At 69.7% G+C, this 18,912-nt stretch carries 16 protein-coding genes; 8 read left to right on the forward strand and 8 right to left on the reverse strand.

The window, feature by feature from the left end; translation table 11 throughout:
• The first annotated feature begins 51 nt into the window (after window positions 1-51).
• The 3 genes from ACWGKS_RS22965 to ACWGKS_RS22975 are packed head-to-tail and all read left to right on the forward strand — an operon-like array spanning window position 52 to window position 3,392.
• Window positions 52-702: a succinate dehydrogenase cytochrome b subunit gene (locus tag ACWGKS_RS22965; protein WP_358514351.1), complete on the forward strand. Its 651-nt coding sequence runs from the start codon at window positions 52-54 to the stop codon at window positions 700-702.
• Window positions 703-2,649, forward strand: a complete 1,947-nt coding sequence (locus tag ACWGKS_RS22970; protein WP_358514320.1) for a fumarate reductase/succinate dehydrogenase flavoprotein subunit — start codon at window positions 703-705, stop codon at window positions 2,647-2,649.
• Entirely contained in the window at window positions 2,646-3,392 is a 747-nt protein-coding gene (locus tag ACWGKS_RS22975; protein WP_067603574.1) for a succinate dehydrogenase/fumarate reductase iron-sulfur subunit, read from the forward strand. The genes ACWGKS_RS22970 and ACWGKS_RS22975 overlap by 4 nt, the downstream gene beginning before the upstream one ends.
• A gap of 13 nt (window positions 3,393-3,405) precedes the next feature.
• Here the strand turns inward: ACWGKS_RS22975 and ACWGKS_RS22980 are convergent, their stop codons facing one another.
• The 6 genes from ACWGKS_RS22980 to ACWGKS_RS23005 all read right to left on the reverse strand — a co-directional run bounded on the left by ACWGKS_RS22980 (window position 3,406) and on the right by ACWGKS_RS23005 (window position 7,831).
• Window positions 3,406-4,026 carry an AAA family ATPase gene (locus ACWGKS_RS22980; RefSeq protein ID WP_358514323.1) on the reverse strand — a complete coding sequence of 207 codons (621 nt, stop codon included), beginning with the start codon at window positions 4,024-4,026 and terminating at the stop codon, window positions 3,406-3,408.
• A gap of 32 nt (window positions 4,027-4,058) precedes the next feature.
• Complete coding sequence (locus tag ACWGKS_RS22985; protein ID WP_452524015.1) at window positions 4,059-4,694, reverse strand: GNAT family N-acetyltransferase; 636 nt, start codon at window positions 4,692-4,694, stop codon at window positions 4,059-4,061.
• Between the two features lie 78 nt (window positions 4,695-4,772).
• Window positions 4,773-5,408 carry a GNAT family N-acetyltransferase gene (locus ACWGKS_RS22990; RefSeq protein WP_358514327.1) on the reverse strand — a complete coding sequence of 212 codons (636 nt, stop codon included), beginning with the start codon at window positions 5,406-5,408 and terminating at the stop codon, window positions 4,773-4,775.
• A 17-nt stretch (window positions 5,409-5,425) separates the two neighbouring features.
• Window positions 5,426-6,298, reverse strand: coding sequence for an RNA-guided endonuclease IscB (iscB, locus tag ACWGKS_RS22995; protein WP_358514353.1), 873 nt, complete (start codon window positions 6,296-6,298; stop codon window positions 5,426-5,428).
• Between the two features lie 365 nt (window positions 6,299-6,663).
• On the reverse strand, window positions 6,664-7,365 hold the full coding sequence (locus tag ACWGKS_RS23000; protein ID WP_358514329.1) for a TrmH family RNA methyltransferase: 702 nt from the start codon (window positions 7,363-7,365) through the stop codon (window positions 6,664-6,666).
• Window positions 7,366-7,432: 67 nt separating this feature from the next.
• Window positions 7,433-7,831 (reverse strand): DUF3054 domain-containing protein, encoded by a 399-nt coding sequence (locus ACWGKS_RS23005; protein ID WP_452455221.1) that lies wholly within the window; start codon window positions 7,829-7,831, stop codon window positions 7,433-7,435.
• Between the two features lie 199 nt (window positions 7,832-8,030).
• Here ACWGKS_RS23005 and ACWGKS_RS23010 point away from each other — a divergent pair, with 199 nt between their 5' ends.
• The 3 genes from ACWGKS_RS23010 to ACWGKS_RS23020 all read left to right on the forward strand — a co-directional run bounded on the left by ACWGKS_RS23010 (window position 8,031) and on the right by ACWGKS_RS23020 (window position 13,884).
• Complete coding sequence (locus ACWGKS_RS23010; RefSeq protein WP_358514333.1) at window positions 8,031-9,767, forward strand: serine/threonine-protein kinase; 1,737 nt, start codon at window positions 8,031-8,033, stop codon at window positions 9,765-9,767.
• 46 nt (window positions 9,768-9,813) lie between these two features.
• Complete coding sequence (locus tag ACWGKS_RS23015; protein ID WP_452524018.1) at window positions 9,814-11,724, forward strand: serine/threonine-protein kinase; 1,911 nt, start codon at window positions 9,814-9,816, stop codon at window positions 11,722-11,724.
• Window positions 11,725-11,790: 66 nt separating this feature from the next.
• Entirely contained in the window at window positions 11,791-13,884 is a 2,094-nt protein-coding gene (locus ACWGKS_RS23020; protein ID WP_358514337.1) for a serine/threonine-protein kinase, read from the forward strand.
• A gap of 77 nt (window positions 13,885-13,961) precedes the next feature.
• Here ACWGKS_RS23020 and ACWGKS_RS23025 read toward each other — a convergent pair whose 3' ends face one another.
• Window positions 13,962-16,157, reverse strand: coding sequence for a prolyl oligopeptidase family serine peptidase (locus ACWGKS_RS23025; protein WP_452455222.1), 2,196 nt, complete (start codon window positions 16,155-16,157; stop codon window positions 13,962-13,964).
• A 110-nt stretch (window positions 16,158-16,267) separates the two neighbouring features.
• Here ACWGKS_RS23025 and mshB point away from each other — a divergent pair, with 110 nt between their 5' ends.
• A complete protein-coding gene (mshB, locus tag ACWGKS_RS23030) occupies window positions 16,268-17,134 on the forward strand; it encodes an N-acetyl-1-D-myo-inositol-2-amino-2-deoxy-alpha-D-glucopyranoside deacetylase (protein WP_358514341.1) in 867 nt (288 codons plus the stop codon).
• A 60-nt stretch (window positions 17,135-17,194) separates the two neighbouring features.
• Complete coding sequence (locus tag ACWGKS_RS23035) at window positions 17,195-17,764, forward strand: hypothetical protein (RefSeq protein ID WP_358514343.1); 570 nt, start codon at window positions 17,195-17,197, stop codon at window positions 17,762-17,764.
• 39 nt (window positions 17,765-17,803) lie between these two features.
• On the opposite strand, the gene ACWGKS_RS23040 is transcribed toward ACWGKS_RS23035, so the two are convergent.
• Window positions 17,804-18,853 carry a site-2 protease family protein gene (locus ACWGKS_RS23040; RefSeq protein WP_452455223.1) on the reverse strand — a complete coding sequence of 350 codons (1,050 nt, stop codon included), beginning with the start codon at window positions 18,851-18,853 and terminating at the stop codon, window positions 17,804-17,806.
• Window positions 18,854-18,912 lie beyond the last annotated feature (59 nt).

Here is an 18,912-nt window from a genome sequence, read left to right on the forward strand (position 1 = left end):
GTGGCGAACAGTACCTTGACCAAGAAGCGGTCTACGGCCTACGGATCCACGGTGGCGCTGAAGGCGGCAATGGCGACCTCCGGTGCGATCCTTGTGCTGTATTTGATCGCGCACATGTACGGCAACCTGAAAGTCTTCGCGGGCCAGGAGGCCTTCGACGGCTACGCTCACGGACTCCGTGAGATCGGCTATCCTCTCCTGCCCGAGAGCGGCTTCCTGTGGGTCTTCCGGATCGTTCTCCTCGCGAGCATCCTGATCCACATCTATTCGGCGGCGGTGCTGACGATCCGCGCGCGCAAGGCGCGTCAGCAGCGCTACGTGGTGAAGAAGAGGGTGAAGCGCACCTACTCCTCGTACACCATGCGGTACGGCGGAGTGCTGATCGCGCTCTTCGTGATCTTCCACATCCTGCACCTGACGGTGAACGTGATCGCCCCCGGCGGCAAGTCGGACAGCCCCTACGAGCGACTCGTGAACGGTTTCCAGCCCGAGTTCTGGTTCGTGACGCTGTTCTACATCGCCGCGGTGATCGCGGTCGGCTTCCACCTGCGACACGGCATCTGGAGTGGCATGGCCACCCTGGGCGCCAACACCGCCGCGCGCCAGGGCAAGATCAACGCCGTGGCCGTGGCCATCGCTCTGGTCGTGACCGTCGGGTTCCTGCTTCCGCCCCTGGCGGTCACCTTTGGACTGGTGAGTTAATTGTCTGACATCGACCTTTACACCGAGGGCTCCCCGATCCGGGACGAGAAGGCTCCTGAGGGGCCGATCAACGAGCGCTGGGACCAGCGCCGTTTCTCGGCCAAGCTGGTCAACCCCGCGAACCGGCGCAAGCTCTCCGTCATCATCGTCGGCACCGGCCTGGCCGGTGCCTCCGCCGCGGCGACCCTGGGCGAGGCGGGCTACAACGTCTCCTCGTTCTGCTACCAGGACAGCCCCCGGCGCGCGCACTCCATCGCCGCGCAGGGTGGCATCAACGCCGCGAAGAACTACCGCAACGACGGCGACAGCATCCACCGGCTGTTCTACGACACGGTCAAGGGCGGTGACTTCCGCTCCCGCGAGTCGAACGTCTACCGCCTCGCGCAGACCAGCGTCGAGATCATCGACCAGTGCGTCGCCCAGGGCGTCCCGTTCGCCCGCGAGTACGGCGGTCTGCTCGACAACCGTTCCTTCGGTGGCGTGCAGGTCTCCCGTACCTTCTACGCCCGCGGCCAGACGGGTCAGCAGCTGCTGATCGGCGCCTACCAGGCGCAGGAGCGGCAGATCGCCGCCGGCACCGTCAAGATGCACACCCGGCACGAGATGCTCGAACTGGTCATCGTGGACGGCAAGGCGCGCGGCATCATCGCCCGCGACATGGTCACCGGTGAGATCGAGACGCACTTCGCCGACGCCGTGGTCCTGGCCACCGGTGGTTACGGCAACGTGTTCTTCCTGTCCACCAACGCGATGGGCTCGAACGTCACCGCCGCCTGGCGTGCGCACCGCAAGGGCGCGTACTTCGCCAACCCCTGCTACACGCAGATCCACCCGACCTGCATCCCGGTCAGCGGCGACTACCAGTCCAAGCTGACCCTGATGAGCGAGTCGCTCCGTAACGACGGTCGGATCTGGGTGCCCAAGAAGGGCGGCGACGACCGCGACCCGCGGCAGATCCCCGAGGACGAGCGCGACTACTACCTGGAGCGCATCTACCCGGCCTTCGGCAACCTGGTGCCGCGTGACATCGCCTCCCGCGCCGCCAAGAACGTCTGCGACGAGGGCCGCGGTGTCGGCCCCGGTGGTCTGGGCGTGTACCTGGACTTCACGGCCGCCATCGAACGCATGGGCCGGGACGCCGTCGAGGCCAAGTACGGCAACCTGTTCGACATGTACCAGCGCATCACCGGTGAGAACCCGTACGAACTTCCGATGCGCATCTACCCCGCGGTGCACTACACCATGGGTGGCCTGTGGGTCGACTACGACCTGCAGAGCACCATCCCGGGCCTGTTCGTGACCGGTGAGGCCAACTTCTCCGACCACGGCGCCAACCGCCTGGGCGCCAGCGCGCTGATGCAGGGTCTGGCGGACGGCTACTTCGTCCTGCCGAACACCATCAACGACTACCTGGCGGACGGCCCGTTCGAAACGGTCGACGAGCAGCACCCCGAAGCCGTCAAGGCCAAGGACCTGGTCACCAACCGGATCGACAAGCTGCTCTCCACCAACGGTTCCCGCACCGTCGACTCCTTCCACAAGGAGCTCGGCCACATCATGTGGGACTACTGCGGCATGGAGCGCAGCGAAGAGGGCCTGCGCAAGGCCATCGACCTCATCCGCGAGCTGCGCGCCGAGTTCTGGCGCGACGTCAAGGTGCTCGGCACCAATGAGGAGTTCAACCAGGCTCTGGAGAAGGCCAACCGCGTGGCCGACTTCCTGGAGCTCGGTGAGCTCATGTGCGTCGACGCCCTGCACCGCCGCGAGTCCTGTGGTGGTCACTTCCGAGCGGAGAGCCAGACCGAGGACGGCGAGGCGCTGCGTCACGACGACGAGTTCGCCTACGTCGCCGCCTGGGAGTTCGCCGGCGTTGACAGCAAGCCCGTGCTCCACAAGGAAGCCCTGGAGTACGAGTACGTCGAGATGAAGCAGCGGAGTTACAAGTGAACATCACCCTGCGCGTTTGGCGCCAGAAGGGCCGTGACGACGAAGGCCGGATGGTCACGTACAAGCTCACGGACGTCTCCGAGGACATGTCCTTCCTTGAGATGCTCGACGTTCTCAACGAGAAGCTCACGCTTGAGAACGAGGACCCGGTCGCCTTCGACCACGACTGTCGCGAGGGCATCTGTGGTGCCTGTGGCGTCGTGATCGACGGCGAGGCGCACGGCCCCGAGCGTACGACCACCTGCCAGCTGCACATGCGCAGCTTCAACGACGGCGACACCATCACGGTCGAGCCGTGGCGGGCCAAGGCGTTCCCGGTCGTGAAGGACCTCGTCGTCGACCGTGGTGCGTTCGACCGCATCATCCAGTCGGGCGGTTTCATCAGCGCGCCCACCGGTACCGCCCCGGACGCCCACGCCAACCCGATCCCGAAGCCGGACGCGGACCGCGCGTTCGACGCCGCGACCTGCATCGGTTGTGGCGCGTGCGTGGCGGCCTGCCCGAACGCGTCCAGCATGCTGTTCACCGCCGCGAAGGTCACGCACCTGGGCATGCTCCCGCAGGGACAGCCCGAGCGTGCCTCCCGCGTGGTGAAGATGATCAACCAGCAGGACGAAGAGGACTTCGGCGGCTGCACCAACATCGGTGAGTGCGCCGCGGTCTGCCCGAAGGGCATCCCGCTGGACACCATCTCCCAGCTCAACCGCGACCTGCTGGGCTCGCTCGGCAAGGGCATCGGCTAGTCACGATCCCCGGTCATGAGTCGGGGCCGTCTCCCTCGGGGAGGCGGCCCCTTCGTGTTGGATTCCCCGACCGGCGAAGCGAGTCGACATCCTCCTCGGCGATCCCACACGTGATGCCACGAACCCGGGCGGTACGCAGATGGTCCAGAGCCGTCTCGACGTTGGTTTGCGGCTCTCGGACCGAATCGAGGATCAAGCGTTCGTCCATCCACGCCGCAAGACCCGGTCGACGCGTCTCCAACGACGCCCAGGCGGGTTCGGGGAACCCGGGTAGGTCTCGCTCACGCCCCGCCAACCTGCGGCGATGAAGGTCGGGGTCGGAACAGACCACCTCGATCCAGACCAGGGGAGCCCTCTGCCGTTCGGCCAGGTTCCGCCACTGTTCGCGAGCCTCCTCTGCGTCGTTGACCGCGTCCACGATCACCGCCTGTCCCAGGGAGAGCAGGTCGGCCGCCATCGCCTCCACCACCACGTACGCGGCCAGACCGGTGGGCTGTTCCCGTTCGATCCCCGAACGCAGGAGCGCGGCCTCGACGGGGTCGACGGACAGTACCGGGGCGGGCGAGTGGCGTCCGAGCGCGCGGGCGATGGTGCTCTTGCCGGAACCGGGCAGACCGGCGAAGACGATCAGCATGGCCGAACCCTCCCAGGCGGTACCGACAGGGGTCAGACGGCGGGGCGGAGCATGCAGTAGGTGGAGGGGAAGTCCGGGTCGTTGACCGCTCGGACGACACGGAACTCGAACCGCTCGAAGAAGCCGATGTCGGCCGGGTTCGTCGTGTCCAGGTACACCGGGACCCCGTCGCTGTCGGCCTGGGCGAGCCCGGCGCGCACCAGGCTGGAACCCACACCGGTGCCACGGGCGGCCGGGTCGGTGCCCAGGGCCCTCAGGTACCAGTGCGGCTCCTCGGGGGCCGACCCCTTGAGTTCGGCGACGTAGCGCATGATCCGGGGCAGGCGCCGCACGCCCAACATCGACGCGAGGTGCGGCAGGGACCGCAGCATCGTCACGCCCTCCTTGGCGTCGTCGCCGGGCGGCTTCCACAGGCCGGCGCCGCGCACCACCCGGCGCCCGTCCTCGTCGGTCTCGAAGACGTGGGCGTCACCGCCGGGAACGCGGTCGAAACCGGCGGTGAGGGCGCACATCCGGATGGAACGTGCCATGCGGGTCTCGTTCTCGGGGAAGAACCACCGGAACAGCGGGTCACTGTGGTAGGCGCGGCCGAGCACCCGTGCGATGGCGGGGACGTCGTCCATGGTGGCGGTACGAATCGACTTCACAGAGCTGGCCGTCGCGGGCATCGGTTCCGTCCTTCCGAGGGGCGTCATCGCCATGCTAGATCACGGTCACGTCACGGGTGGGCGGTTCCGCGGGAACGGTCAGGACGGTTGCCGCAGCAGGAAGTAGCCGGTCCCGACGTCCTCGTGCGGGATCTCGTGGACGACCCGGAACCCGAACCGTTCGTAGAACCCGATGCTCTTGTCGTTGAGCGTCTGGGTGAACACCGGCAGCCCCTGGGAGTCGGCCTCGTCCAGCCCCGCGGAGAGCAGTCCACCGCCCACCCCGGTACCGGCCACGCTCGGGTCGACCCCGAGACCGGCCAGGTACAGGTGGGGCTCCTGAGGGGCGGCCATCTTCCACTCGGCGAAGACCCGGACGAACGCGGCGACCCGGCCACGTCCGAGCAGGGACGCCCAGTGCGGCCAGGTGCGCGGCGACACCAGCGGCCCCTCGGGGTTGCTCGTGGGCGGCGCCCACAGCGCGGCGGCGCGGGGGACCGGGACGGAACCCTCGGAGTCGGCGATGGCGGTCAGACGGGTGTCACCACCGGGGACGTAGCCGTAGCCGGTGGTCAGAGCGAAGAAGCGTCGCACCTTGGCCATGCGGTTCTCGTCGTCGGGGAAGAGCCAACGGAAGAGCGGGTCGTCGTGCAGCGCACGGCTGAGGACACGGGCGAGGTCGGGGACGTCGTCCAGGGTGGCGGCGCGAGCGACGGACGTGACGATCGGGCTCATCGATTTGTTGGGCGTGGTTACCCGGTCCTTGAGGGCCGGGAGGAAACGCCCTCTCCCTTCCAGGTGTAGCCGTAGCCGTCCGCTCTTTGGAGCAGACGCATGTACTTGTGTCCGATGCCTTGGATGGTGCCGTGGGTGGTGGTGATGTTGAAACTGCCCGAGGCGCGTACCGCGACCCGGCCGGTGTGGGTGCCTGCCTTCTTTCCCTGGGGGACCACGGCCCGGACCAGGTCACCGGTGGTGAACCCGAAGAACCCCTTTGTTCGGGGCAGGCTCAGCCTCGGGAATCCGTGTTTGTCGGGTCGGGTGCGGGCGTAGGAGCCCCGGCCCGCGCATCCGGCGATCAGGACCCGGTCGGTGGTCTGGGTGATGGTGTCGACCTTGCCCACCGCGAGGGCGTCCAGGGCGTGGGTGTCGAAGGCGACCCGTTCCATGTGCACTGCTTTGACCGGTGCCCACCTGGTGAGCCGGTCCACCCAGGCGGTGGTGGTCTCCACCCGGTGTCGCAGGGACGGGGCGAGCCATCCTTGGGGGCGGGTGCGGTTGGCGAACCTGGGGGCGCGGTGGCGCAGATTCGCTGTCCGGCGGCGCCGCCGATAGGCGGAGCGTTGCCCCATCTTCTTACGGACCTGCGCACCACGATGATCCAGCTGGATGCTGTACCGGCCGCGCCGCTGCCCGCCCTGATGGGTGAACACGGCGATGCCGGTGTGCTTACTGCCCGGGTCGATACCGACCTGGACACCGTCCACCTCGGACTCGGCGATGGTGCGGTCCTTGAGGCGGATGGTGAAGGGGGTGTGCCGAGCCACGACCGCCCGACCCTTGTGCAACAGTTTGCGGGCCCTGGCCGGATGACAGGGCTGGAGCGGAATCTGGTTCTTGTCCAGGACGAAGACGGATGGGTGCCGCTCACGCGGCCTCTCCCCAGCTTGAAGCTGGGGGGTGACGCCGGAACCGCCAGGTGCTGCGGTACCGGTCTCCCCTCGCACATGTTCCGCACCGGGTACCACCCTGGGGTGGGGCCGGAGTCCCGTTTCGTGCCCGATCCGGGGCGTGTCTACTGACTCCGATTCCAGAGCAGGCCGCTGAGGAAGCACGGCCTGGTGGGTCTTCTGTCCTGTGCGGAACGTAGCCATCGAGGTCACCTCCTCATAGGCGATGGCTGGTGCCGGTAAAGGCGGCTCTCAGCCACAAGGGGCTGAGAGCCCGGTCCTTCAAGGCCGGGATCCCTTTACGTTAGATCACGGACGAATCACGGAGTGGGTGTGGTCGCCGTGTCGGGAACGGGCTGCGCGAACACGTGTGCCCGGACCCAGGCGTGCATGGCGATCGCCGCGGCGGCCCCCGCGTTGATCGACCGGGTCGAACCGAACTGGGCGATGGACAGGACCGCCGCGCACACCTGACGGACCTCCTCCGACAGACCCGGGCCCTCCTGCCCGAACACCAGCACGGCGTTGCGCGGCAACGGGTGGGTCTCCAACGGCACGGCGCCCGGCAGGTTGTCCACGCCGATCAGTGTCAGGTCGTGCTCGGCGGCCCAGGCCACCAGCGAAGCGGTGTCGGGGTGGTGGTGCACGTGCTGGTAGCGGTCGGTGACCATGGCGCCCCGTCGGTTCCAACGGCGCTTGCCCACGATGTGCACGGCCGCGCAGCCGAACGCGTTGGCGGTGCGCACCACCGATCCGATGTTGAAGTCGTGCGACCAGTTCTCCACGGCCACGTGGAAGTCGTGGCGGACCATGTCCAGGTCGGCCACGATCGCCTCACGGCGCCAGTACCGGTAGTGGTCGACCACGTTGCGCCGGTCGCCATGGGCGAGCAGCTCGGGATCGTAGTGGTCGCCGTCCGGCCAGGGGCCGGGCCAGGGACCCACCCCGACCTCGCGTGCCTCGTCCTCACCACCGGTGATGGTGGTGTCGGAGTCGGCCTCTGGATCCGGTTGTTCGTTCATCGAACCAAGCTTACGAACGGTCCGTACCCGGTCGTCCCGACGAAGGTCACACGCGACCGGGGCCGACTCACGCCTGCGGGCCCACCGTTCGAGCCTGTGCTCGGCCCTTCCGTCGGGAGACCAACAGCGTCACGACCCGCCAACCGAGCATGGTCGCGGCCAGGAACAGCGACGTCACCACGACGAAGGAGAGCGGCGCGCCCTCCCCGGTGAGCAGGCGCAACGGCATCGCACCGATCACGGTCACCGCCCACACGAACACTCCGGTCGGCCAGATCCGGGCGGGCGAGCGCCACGCCAGGGTGGCGAGCCAACCGGCGAGCAACGCGGCCACGAACGGCCACGCGGTCCCGGCCACCGCGGCCGGGGTGAGCCCGGTCGCGTGGTCGGCCTTGCCCACCACGACGAAGACGAGTACGCAGGCCAGGTCGGCCATCAGGGCCAGGAGCGGGGTGTACGAACGCATGCCCCCAGGCTAGGCCCGCTCCCGGCGTCCATCACTCCGGGTCGCCGTCCGGAAGGCTGCGTCGAAAGGCCCCGACCACCGCGCCGGGCATGGCCGGAACAGGACGATCCCGAGACGAACACACCGTGAGAACGTGGCATCAGAGCCATTGGAGCGCTTCCACCGTGCCCCCGTCCGCCTCGACCCCCGGAACCCTCACATGACTCCATCCTTCGACCTGCCCGTCGGCGTCCTGCCCCTGGTCCCGGACGATCCCGCCCACCTCGGACCATTCCGCCTGCTCGGGCGCCTGGGCTCCGGAGGCATGGGTGTGGTCTACGCGGCCCTGGACGGACGGGATCGACGGGCGGCGGTCAAGTGCGTGCACCGCTCCCACGCCGCAGACCAGGAGTTCCGGGCCCGCTTCGCCCGCGAGGTGAGGCTGGTCCGTCGGGTGCGTGCGCCCGGCCTTCCGGCCTTCCTCGGCGCCGACACCGGCGCCGACCTGCCCTGGTTGGCCACCGAGTACGTGCCCGGGCCCACCCTGGACGAGTACGTGCGCGGGTACGGTCCTCTGCGAGGGGAAGCACTGACCTCCTTCGCCGCCGGGGTGGCCGAGGCGCTCGCCGCGATCCACGCGGCGGGTGTGGTGCACCGTGATCTGAAGCCGGGCAACGTGATCCTGTCCCCGGACGGATCCAAGGTGCTGGACTTCGGTATCGCCCGCGCGGTGGAGGAGACCGCGCTGACCCGTACCGGCGGTCTGGTGGGCACGCCTGGGTGGATCTCACCGGAACAGTACCGTGGCGCGGACGCCACCGACCGTTCGGACGTGTTCGCCTGGGCCGGGCTGGTCGCCTACGCCGCCATCGGGCATGGGCCGTTCGGTACGGCCGCCTCGGACGTCCTGGTCTCCCGGGTACTGTCCGAGGCGCCGAACCTGGAGGGGGTCCCCGCGGGGCTACGCGGACCGGTGGAGCGCGCCCTGGCCAAGGACCCCGCGCGGCGTCCCGACGCCAACGGTCTCCTGGCCGAACCGGGGCTCGTGGCCCCCCGGCCCCGGGCCGTCGCCACCTCGGCCGAACCCGTACCCGCCCCGGAGCTCGACCCGTGGCGCGCACACGCGCCACGTCGGCGTTCCTGGGCCGAGCGTCATGGTGGGGTCCTGGCCCTGGGCGCGGCCGGGCTCGCGCTCGTCCTCGTCGCTGGAACCGGTGTGTGGGCGGTGGCCGACGGGCGGCTCGGCGGTGGCCCGACCGATGTCCCCACCGACGGTCGGGAGACCTCGGATGTCACCGTCGCCGGGGGCGAGGCCGCGGACGGCGCCGTGCCCGAGGACGTCCCCGACGAGTATCGGGACCTCTACGAGACCGGCACCGTGACCGTGGCCCCGGACCCGGAGGCCGGCGACGTCCTGGTCCGCACCCTGGAGACCGACGGGGGAGGGGAGGGCCTGGACCAGGTCCGGCTCGACATGGGCGAGCACTCCTGGTCGGACACCATGAACCTGACCGTCACGGTCACGGCCGAGTACCTGCCGGACTTCGGTGAGCTACGACTGCACAGCAGCGACTTCGTGAAGGTCGAACGGATCGATCCCGGGGACGAATACCTGACCACCACCGCCGCGAACAGCGGGGGGAACCTGGCCGCACTCTCCCCCGAAGAGCCCACCGCGGAGTTCGAGGTGACCTTCATGGACAGGACCAACGGTTCCCAGCTGGACGACGTGTTCGCCGTCTACTACGCCCCCACCGCCGCCGTGCCGGACGATACCCGCCCGGAGGTCGGCTACCCGGGCGGGCTCTGTTACCCCTGGCGTGGCCCGGGTGTGGGCGAGGTGATGGTCGCGCCCGAACCGGAAGAGGTCACCCCACTCGACGCGACCCTCACCGACGGCTCCCCGGTGAACGGTTGTGTCTACGGACCCGACGAGGACGCCGCCGAGGAAGGCTGACCTCGGCCCTCGCCCCGTGCCCACCCCCCGACATCGACAGGAAACGATGATGCCACGGAACACCCCCTTCGACCGGGATCACCTACCTCCCGGTGTGGACCCGCCGGGTCGCGGCGATCCCGAACGGCTCGGCGATTATCGAGTGGTCGGGCGTATCGGCGCGGGTGGAATGGGCGCGGTCTACGCAGGGGTCACCGACGCGGGGCAGGCCGCCGCGGTCAAGGTGATCCACTCCCGGTTCGCCGCGGACCCCGATTTCCGGGACCGTTTCGCCCGTGAGGTCGGTCTGGTCTCCCGTGTGAGGGCCACGTGCGCTCCTGCCTTCCTTGGCGCGGACGTCGCCGCCGCCACGCCGTGGATGGCCACCGAATACGTTCCCGGCCTCACCCTGCGCCGGCACGTGAGACAGCACGGTTCGTTGACCGGGGGCGTGCTCACCGCGTTGGCGGTCGGTCTGGCGGAGGCGCTCACCGCGATCCACGCGGCGGGTGTGGTGCACCGTGACCTGAAGCCGGGCAACGTGATCCTGGCGCCCGACGGCCCCAAGGTGCTGGACTTCGGTATCGCTCGGGCCGTCGACGGGACGGTGCTGACCGCCACCGGTGGTCTGCACGGCACCCCCGGCTGGGTCGCCCCCGAACGGTACAGGGGAGAGGACGCCACCGGTTACTCGGACATGTTCGCCTGGGGCGGGTTGGTCGCCGTCGCGGCGACCGGCAGGGACCCCTTCGGGCGCGGCACCGTCGCCGGGGTCGTTCACCGCAGCCGGCACGAGGAGCCGGACCTTGACGGGGTGCCCGAGCCCCTCTTGGGCCTGGTCCGGCGTTCGTTGTCCAAGGACCCGGGAGAGCGGCCCCGGGCGGACGAGGCCCTGGCGGAGTTGACCCGTGGTTGGTCGGCCACTCGCGTCATGCCGAATGGGGCACTGCCGCCCACCCGTGTGGCCGAACCCGTTCAGGACGCGCACCCCACCGAGATCGTGCCCGAGCTGCTGGCCACCGAATGGACCGGAGTGGCCGACCCGGGCGTCCGCAAGGTGCGTCGGTCGGGCCGGGCACGCCGGGCGCTGTGGTTGTCCGCGGCCGCCGCCGTGCTGGTGGTCGCGCTGGTCGGAGGACTGCTGTTCCTCGACCGGATCGGGACCGGATCCTCCGGCGATGGAACGAACGGCCAAGGGGAGGACCCCACCGGTGGGGCGGCCGTGGGAGAGGCCGAGGGCCCGACGGTCCAGAGCGATCCCGAGGACGGAGTGACGGTGGTCGCCGAGGCGAGCGATCTGATGGCCGACGCACCCGACTACCTCTACCGGCACGAGTTGCAGGCCGACCAGGAACAGGCCCACCCGGCCGCCACCGTCACCGAGTACACCGAGGACCCGGGGCGGGCCATCCAGCGCAGAAGCTACGACCTCGCCGGGGTCCGCATCGACCTGCGCCACGGCGACGACCTGGAGGAACAGGTTTTCGCCCTGATCACCATCAGTGAGAGCGGCGCCCAGTCCCCCCGGTACTACCGGCAGGAGGGGAACTCCGGGGAGGACCAAGACCTTGAGGAGGAACTCGGCTGGGGGCTGGAGTGGATCCTGGAGCCGGACGCCGAGATCGAGTACCAGGGCCGCGACCGCGTCCCCTACGAGCAGGAGTTCACCGATGGTGGGGTCAGCGCGGGCCTGGAGTTCGAGGACGCCGAGGGCCACCACTACAGCGGCACCGTCACCGAACAGGTCGCCCGGTGGGGCGAGGAGGAAGGCACAGAGGGACGTCCCATGAACTTCGACCTGTGGATCGACGACGAGGGTTACCCGCTGCGCTTCGCCGGTTCCAGCGTCAGTGTCCCGGAGAATCCCGAGCACGAAGAGGTGGCCGTCAGCCAGGTGCGGGACTACACGTTCCACGAGCCCCGCGACGTCCACATCCCCGAGGAGTCGGAGATCCTGCCCGAACGCCCCGTCTTCTGACCGAACCCGGCGGCACACGGTGTGAACGCGACTTCCGCGTCGGCCCCGTCACCGTGAAAGGAAACGATGAGCACATCCCCCACCCCCGCCGAGGAGCCCACCCCTGGGCCGCACCACGTTCCCGCCGTGGGGCCGGACCACCCGCCAGAGCACCCAAAGGGCCTTCCACCCGGCCTCGACCCGCTGACCGAGACCGACCCCCCTCTGATCGGCCGCTACCGGTTGGTGGGCCGGATCGGAGCCGGCGGAATGGGAGTGGTGTACGCGGGGCTGGATTCCGAGGACCGCTGTATCGCGCTCAAGACCGTCCACGCGAAGTACGCGGACCGGCCCGGACACCGGGAGGCGTTCGCCCGCGAGGTCCAGATGCTGCGCCGCGCCGACGGGATCAGTACCGCTCGCGTCCACGGAGCCGACCCGACGGCACCGGTGCCGTGGTTGGCCTTCGACTACGTGCCCGGCCGGGACCTGCGCCGTCACGTGCGCGAGTTCGGCCCCCTGCCCGCAGACATGCTGCGCACGTTCGCCCTGGGCACGGCCGAAGGGCTGGCCGCACTGCACGCGGCGGGGATCGCGCACCGCGACATCAAGCCGGGCAACGTGATCCTGGCCCCGGACGGGCCCAAGATCGTGGACTTCGGGATCGCGATCGAGATCGGCACCGACCCAGGACAGGACGCGTCGGCCTCCTACGGGACCCCCGGCTGGACGGCGCCCGAACGTTACGCCGGTGCCGTCGCCGATCCGGCCGCGGACGTGTTCGCCTGGGGCGGTCTGGTGGCCCTGGCCGCCACCGGCCGGAGCCCTTTCGGCAAGGGGAGTCCGGCGGAACTGGCCGAACGGGTCAAGGCGGGCGACCACGACATCGAAGGGGTGCCCGAGGGCCTGCTCCCCCTGGTGGAGGGGGCCCTGTCGGTGGCCCCACTGGAACGGCCCGCCGCCGTCGACCTCTTGGCAGCGCTACTGCCCGTCATGGAGGTCGAGAACGTCGACGCCGGGACGGCCCCGGCCCCCGACCGCGCCCGTACACAGCGGGTACTGCGCGCGATGCTGGCCGACTACTGGCGCGGTGTGGACATGGCCGGACACGATCCCTCCCGCTGGGCGGTCGCGCTGGGAACCGCCTCGGCGGTGGGTCTGGGCGCGGTCGGCACGGGAACGGTGGGCTCGGGGGCGCTGGGCTCGGGCGCGGCGGGCACCGCTTCGGGGATGGCCGCGGGTGGGGCCGTAGGTGGTGGAGCCGCGGGTGGCGGCGGGATGCTCGGTGCCCTGTCGGGCGTCAAGGGGATCATGGCCGTTCTGGGTACGTTGACGCTGGTCGGAACGGGCGCGGCGGCCGGAGCCTGGTACCTCCGGGACGAGGAACCGGTCGAGGAGACGGTGGTCGCCGAGGAGGAGAACACCCTCGCCGTCGAAGCGGACCCGGAGGACGGCGAGGCCGTGCTGGCCGAGGCCTTCACCCTCGCGCTGGAGGCCGACAGCTTCACCGGTTATCGACTGCCCACCCACAACGACGCGGGACCCATGCGCACGAGCTACCACATGTACACGCGGGAACCCGAGCGCTTGATGTTGGAGGGCGGGCTCCTGGGACCGGGCGGGTCCGGTGTCCTCGCCGGTGGCGAGGACCTGGACGATCGCATCTACTTCTCGGACATTCGAAACGGGATCTCGTTCGGCGATCCGATCGAACGCCACTACAGCAGGGTGGCGCCCGGCCCCAGCGAGGTCGAAGCCGACCTTCACGCCGAATGGGCGAACCAGTTGAACCTTTTCGAGGAGATCCTGGACCAGGAGACGGAGATCGCGTACACGGGCCGCTCCGCTACGGACGAGCACGACGTCCCCGATAGTTTCGTGCAGCACGACCTGCTGGAACGGTTGGACCCGGGGGGTGCGGAGTTCGGTCGGGAGGGGCACCACTACACCGGCACCGTCGTCCACGAGTTCGACCACTTCGAGAACCTCATGATGTTGGAGACGGAATTCGAGATCTGGGTCTCCGACGAGGGGTATCCGATGGGCTACTACGTGGAGGCGGAGGCCGACGAACCCACGCGGAACTCGGAGGAGATGCTGGCCCTCACCCGCACGGTGCGGTTCTACCGCTTCGATCAGCCGGTCGAGATCGAGTACCCGGAAGAGCACGAGATCTCATAGGGGGCGGTCGACACCCCACCGCAAGCGGGTCCCGACGCGTTCACCGGCGCCGGGGCCCGCTTCGGACGTTTCGAGGGTTACGCCCCCCGGTCGCCCTTGAGGTTCTCCTTGAGGAAGTCCACCTGGAGCAACAGCAGGTTCTCCGCCGTCACCGGGTCCGCAGGGCTGTGCGTCACCCCGGCCAGCGGCAGCACCGTGTGCGGGCGGCCCGCGGCCAACAGCGCCTCCGACATCCGCTGGGTGTGCGCGAACACCACGTTGTCGTCGATGAGTCCGTGGACGAGCATCAACGGACGTTCCAGCTTCGCGGCGTCCGAGAGCAATGACGAACCCGCGTACACCTCCTCCTGTTCCTGCGGCAGGCCCAGGTAGCGCTCGGTGTAGTGGGTGTCGTACAGGGTCCAGTCGATCACCGGGGCGCCCGCCACCGCCGCGTGGAACACGTCCGGGCGGCGCAGTACGGCCAGCGCCGCCAGGTAACCGCCGAAAGACCAGCCGTGGATGCCCACCCGGGAGGTGTCCAGGTGGTCGAACCGTCGGGCGGCGTCCTCCAACGCCTCGACCTGGTCGGCCAACACCGGATCGGCGAGGTCGTGGTGGACCGCCTGCTCCCACTCCACACCCACGCCCGGGGTGCCACGGCCGTCCGCGATGAGCACGGCGAAGCCCTGCTCGGCGAACCACTGCGAGGACAGGTAGGCGCCACGGGCGTTGAGCACCCGCTGCGCGTGCGGACCGCCGTAGGGGGCCATCAGCACCGGCAGCGGCGCCTCACCCTCGCGGTACCAGGACGGCAGGACCAACGCCGTGGGGATCTTCCGTTCCCCGGCGAGCCAGGTGGTCACGCGCGGCTCCGGCAGGTCCGGGACCTCGGCGACGCTCTCGATCTCCCCGTGGGTTCGGCGGGTCTCGGTGCTCGCGCCCCGCACCACGAAGGTCCGTACCCCGGTGAAGTCCATCGACCTGTGCTGCAGCACGAGGGTGTCGCCGCGCAGCCGACCGGCACGCAGACCACCGTGGCCGTCGTCGGCGCCCTCGGGCAGCTCCACCGGTGCGCACGTGCCCTGACGGGTGTCGGCCAGCCACAACGACTGGTCCCCGGGGCGGCCGGCGGGAGAGGCGGCGAACAGCACCCGGTCGCCGTCCACGCCCACCACGGCGCGGACGTAGGAGTCGCCGCTGATCGCCTTGTCGCCCACGTACACTCGGCGCTCGCCGGTGCCGTTCTCCCGACCGATCCACACCAACGCACCGGAGGCGGTGAAGTCCGGAACGCCCGGCATGATCTCCACCCACACGCCGTCGCCCTCGGTGCGGATGCGCGAGACCAGGCCGGTCGCCGGGTCGGCGCTGAAGAGGGCGAGGGTTCGCTGGTCCCGGCTCTGGGCGGTGAACACCAGGGTGGCGTTGCCGTCCGGTCCGCTGGTCCAGCCCACGGTGGGCAGGTACGGCAGTTCTTCGCGGTCCCACTCGATCGGCGTGGGCTCGGGGCGGCCGTCGCGTCGGTAGGCGACGGGGGAGGGCACCCCGATCACGGCCAGGCGAACGTCCGGGTTGGCGGTGCCGGCCGCCGGGTAGCGCAGCGGCTGTGACTCCTGGTCGGGCCGGTTGGGGTCGCCGACGAACCAGCGATTCACCTCGGACTCGTCGACCCGGCTCACGGCCAGGGAGGCGCCGTCGGGCGACCACCAAAAGCCCCGCATCCGGTTCATCTCCTCGGCGGAGACGAGGTCGGCCAGACCCCAGGTGACGTGTTCGCCATCCGGTTCCACCAGCACGCGGTCGCGGTCCTCGTCGCCGTTGTCGACGATGTCGATCACCCGGACCGCGCCCTTGTGCACGTACGCGACCCGTTCGCCCGCGGGGCTGATCCGGGGATCCACCGCGGGGGTGACGACGGGGAGCTCACGCGGGGCGGCGTCGTCACCGACCAGGTCCACGTAGAACACCCGGCCGGACAGGGTGAAGACCGCGCGGGTGAAGGCGTCGTCCACCGTGTACGACACGATGCCGCCACCGTGTTCGCGCATCCGCTCCCTGCGGGCGCGCTCCTCGGGAGGAAGGTTCTCGTCGTCGGCGCCGAGCGCGGTGGGGTCGGCCAGGACCGTCGAGGTCCCGGTCTCGGGCAGGTACTGCCACAGACAGGTCGCCTTGTCCGTGCCGTGCCGGCCGCGCAGGAAGGTGACGCGGTCGCCCTGCGGGGAGACCTGGAAGTTACGGGGGACCCCGATCGTGAAGCGTTGGGTCCGGGCCTGTTGGCGAGGAAAGCTCATAGGCCGATTGTGTCCCATCGCATCCACCGGGCGCTCCGAATGTCGATCGACCTGCCCTGATCTGGGTGTTCCATGGGAAAGAACCCCATCTGGACGGTATCGTTCCGCATGTGAGCGACAGGCGACTGATGATGGTCCACGCGCACCCCGACGACGAGAGCATCGTCACGGGGGCGACGTTGGCGAAGTACGCGGCGGAAGGGGTCGACGTCACCCTGGTGACCTGCACCCTGGGTGAGGAGGGCGAGGTGATCCCGCCCGAGCTCGACCACCTGACCTCCGAACGCGACGACACGCTCGGGGAGTACCGGATCGGTGAGCTCGGCAAGGCGTGCGTGGCTCTGGGCGTACGCGACCACCGGTTCCTCGGCGGTCCCGGACACTACCGGGACTCCGGAATGATGGGCGGTCCCACCAACGAACACCCCAAGGCCTTCTGGGGCGCCGACGTGGAGGAGGCGGCCGGACTGCTCGCCGAGATCATCCGTGAGGTGCGCCCGCACGTCCTGGTCTCCTACGACGAGCATGGCGGTTACGGGCACCCCGACCACGTCCAGGCCCACCGGGTCACCCGCCGAGCCTGTGCCAGGGCCAACGAACGGGCCCTGCCGGGCACGCCTTGGAAGGTCGACAAGCTCTACGCCGTCGCACAGCCGATCTCGCGGATCGAGGAGTCCATCGCTCGACTGAACGAGGAGGTCGGGCCCTTCACCCCGCCCCGCGAGGTCTCCGACATCGCCCGAGGCACCCCCGACTCGATCGTCACCACCAGGATCGACGCCACCGACCACTGGGCGGCCAAGACCCTGGCGATGCGCGCGCACGTCACCCAGATCACCGTGGACGGGGAACGGTTCGCGCTGTCCAACGACATCGCCCAGGAGATCGACGCGGTCGAGCACTTCACGCTGTTGATGGGGCCGCCGCCCAAAGCCGACGTCGACGGTTACGAGAGTGACCTGTTCGCCGGACTGTGACGGCCCGCTCCCGGCCCCCCGGCCACGTCCACGGTCGGGGAACGCCTACTCTCGTCTTTCGTGACCACACCTGAATCCGTCGCGGGGCCCCGGAGCCGGCCGCCCGCCATCCTGTCCTCGGCGATGACCGTCCTGTCGTTCCTCGTCCTGCTTCCGACCGGGGCGGCGGTGGGGGTGCTGTCCGGGTTCGGGCTGTCCTGGTTCTCTCACCACTGGCCGCTCGGCCTCCCCGTCCAGGCCGGGGCCGTCGTCGGGGTGGTGGTCTTCCTGGTGCTGCTGTACACCCTCACCAGGCTGGCGGCGTGGGGCAGCCGACGCCAGTCCGGCGCCACCGGGTTCGCGGTCGGCTACGTCCTGTCCCTGCTGGGCATGATCGGCTACCTTCCGGGCGGGGACATCGTGTTCTCCGCCGCGCTGGTCAACTACGTGTACCTGTTCGGATCCATGATCGCCCTGGCCGCCGCGGTGATGCGCAGCGTCACCCTGCCCGGGCCGATCCCCTGGGAGAAGCAGACCGCCGCTCGGGGGACGACCACGGCGAGTGGCAGGGTCAACCTGACACCGCCGGACATGAGGCCAGGGACGCCCGACAGCCCCTTCGACCCGCCCAAGGGTGGATCGAAGGACTGAGCGACCGCGAAGGAGCGGGAGCGCCGCCCGGTGGGCCGGTCAGGCCCAGAACTGCAGCAGCAGCTTGCCGTGGAACATCATCCCGGGGATGGTCGGGTTGGGCAGGATCTGCTCGAACATCGTGTAGATGAGGGTGTCGAACAGGTCCCGGATCCCCGGCAGCCACAACACGGCGAACACGGCGATCGAGCAGAACAGCCCGTTGGCCACCACGAACCCGGTCCACTTGGCGCCTCGGAAGGCCGCCAGGACGTGATAGCCGTCCAGACCGGGGATCGGCAGCAGGTTCACCAGGGCACTGGTCATGTTGGCGAAGGACAGGAAGGCCAGTGAGGAGATCGCCCAGTTGACGCTGTCCTGCCCGGCCGGCACCAGCAGTGTGACGGTGAGCGCGAGCACGGCCGACAGCGCCAGGCTCGTCAGGGGGCCGGCCAACGCCACCATGACGCGGCGACCCCGGCTCGGGATGGCGTCCCAGTCCACGTAGGTGGGCGGGCCGTTCAGACCGAAGCCGCCCAGACCCAGGTAGGCCACGGGCAGGACCAGCCCGCCGAAGGCCTGCCGGTATCCGAACGGGTTCAACCGCAGGTAGGCGGAGCCGCGCAGGGAACGGTCACCGGACAGGTAGGCGGCCAGGGCGTGCCCGAACTCGTGCACCGCCACCGACACGATCCAGCCCAGCAGGATGAGCAGCGGCGGGATGAGCGGGGTGACCGCGGTGCCCTCCGCGGCCCATTCCAGTTCGATGGCGCGCCAGGACAGCCAACCCGCGAACCCTGCCAGGCCCAGCACCAGGACGAACAGCGGGCTGGGCATGAAGTCCGCCCGGCTCGGTGCGGCGGGAGCCTTCTCGTCGTCCTTGGAGCCCGTGGCCTCGGACTCCTCGGAGCGCGCGGCCTCCCCGGTCTCTTCGGTCACCTCGGTCTCCGCCGAACCGTCCACACCGACCCCGGCACGGTTCAGGGCGTCCTCGGGCATCTGCTCCCACGGGTCCGCGGCGCGTGCCTGGTCACCGGGGCCTTCGCCATCGGTGCCGGTCACGGTCGCGTCGTCGGGTTCCGCCTTGTGGGGCGGTTCGGGCGTGGGCATGATGCTCCTGCTGGTCGCGGGTGGTTCGCGCTCCAGGTTAGGGCCTGTTCGGGGCCCCC

The organism is Nocardiopsis sp. NPDC055879, from assembly GCF_053615935.1.